The sequence below is a fragment of the Jejudonia soesokkakensis genome (assembly GCF_042664795.1).
Classification (GTDB): Bacteria; Bacteroidota; Bacteroidia; order Flavobacteriales; family Flavobacteriaceae; genus Jejudonia; species Jejudonia soesokkakensis.
In genome coordinates, this window is the sequence record NZ_JBHTBN010000012.1 from 1 (window position 1) to 1,970 (window position 1,970).

Sequence of the window (1,970 nt, forward strand, 5' to 3'; positions counted from 1 at the left end):
TTCAATGACGGAGGAACTCTTACGGTTACCGATAGTGATATTGACGAGAATACTGCCAACAGAGCAGGAGGTGGTATTGAGCAAAACTCAGGTACTACGGCTGGACTCTTAGTGATTGACAATGTAAGTTTTGATAGTAATATGACAGGTGGCGCTCCAGGTAATGGAGGTGCACTTCATATAACAGGGGCTGGAGATAGTATGATCACAGGTGGAGAGGCTGTAGATAACAGAGCCGATAGTGAAGGTGGTGCCTTTTGGAACGGTACAGGAATGATGACCATCGATGGAACTTTTATCGAAGGTAACCGTGCCAGTGGAGATGCCACCAATGAAGGTGGTGGTGGAGTTTTCAATGCAGGAGGAACTTTGAGTATCTCTAATGCAACGATAATGAACAATGACGCCAACGGAAACTCTGGTTCTGGTGGTGGTATCTTAAACGATGGGGGAACCTTGAGTGTTAGTGATACGACCATAAGCGATAACGATGCCAGTAGAGCTGGTGGAGGGATCGAGGATAACTCGGTATCTGGAGGAATGTTAACTCTTACAAGTGTGATACTTAGTAATAATGAGGTAGGAAACTCCCCTGGAAATGGAGGAGGGCTACATATTACAGGTCCTGGAGATAGTACTATAACTGGAGGTGAAGTGACAGGTAACGTTGCCAATAGTGAAGGTGGCGGACTATGGAATGGAACTGGAGTAATGAGCGTTTCTGGAACTCTTATAGACAACAACACGGCCAGTGGTGGTTCAGCCAGCAATGGTGGTGGTGGAATCTTTAATAATGGCGGTACCCTTGAGATAAGTGATCTTAGTATTACCAATAACCTAGCCGATGGAACTTCTGGTTCTGGAGGTGGAGTATTTAGTACGGCTGGAGCAGTAACTATGGATAACGTTATTATAGATAGTAATGCTGCCAACAGAGCAGGTGGAGCCATTGAGATGATTGCTGGAACGATGGATATTACAAATAGCGAGCTGACAAATAACGATGTCAATGGAGGTGCTGGAGTGGCTAATCCAGGAAATGGTGGAGCCTTCCACGTAACAGGTATGGGAGCTACTATTAATATAGAAGCAACGAAGGTATCTGGAAATGCTGCTGCTAATGAAGGTGGTGGACTGTGGAACCAAAATGGTACAACGATGAATATTCTAACGACAACGGTAGACAACAACACGGCTGCCGATGGTGGTGGAGTGTATAATAATACTGCAGGTGTTTTTAACGCACTTCGTTCAACGATCTCTTCGAATACGGCAAGTGCTAGTGGAGGGGGAATTACTAATGATGGAGCGATTGTAGATCTTAATGCAGTAACCGTTGCCAACAATACGGCTGCTAGTGGAGGAGGAATCCAGAGTAATACCAGTACTTCTTTAAAGAACACGATTGTGGCTGGTAATAGTGCAGGTTCTGGAACAGATGTATCGGGAAGTTTTACTTCTAATGATTATAACCTGATAGGGACAGATGATACCAATGCCTTCCCAGAGGCTGCCAATGATATTGAGGAGGCAGATCCGATGTTTGGACCATTGCAGGATAATGGCGGACCAACAGAGACTCATGAGATATTAGACGGTTCTCTGGCCTATGATGCGGGAGACCCTACAGATAACTTTGCAGATCAGCGAGGAGAAGCAGTATTTGCTTCAGCAAGAGATATAGGAGCTTTTGAGGCGCAGGAAGAGTTATTGGGTATTGATGACTTCACAACAGATACAGAAGGGATAGTAATCTATCCGAACCCATCTAAAGGGGTGTCTATTGCAGCGATTCCACAGAGTTTTGGTGCAGAGGTACGAGTAACTATTGTGGAGCTCTCAGGTAAGATCGTAAGAGATTATACCATTTTAGCAGGAGAGAATGATATCGACTTTAGAGGCATGGCCAATGGAGTATATGTGGTTCAGTTTGTAAGTGAGAACAGAACTTCAACTCATAGAGTCATACT

1 protein-coding gene is annotated in these 1,970 nt (G+C 44.7%); it reads left to right on the forward strand.

Features of this window, described 5'->3' with window-relative positions; all coding sequences use genetic code 11:
* Positions 1-1,970: choice-of-anchor Q domain-containing protein (locus ACFQO1_RS13095; protein ID WP_380218617.1), on the forward strand; the 1,970-nt coding region annotated here is incomplete at both ends.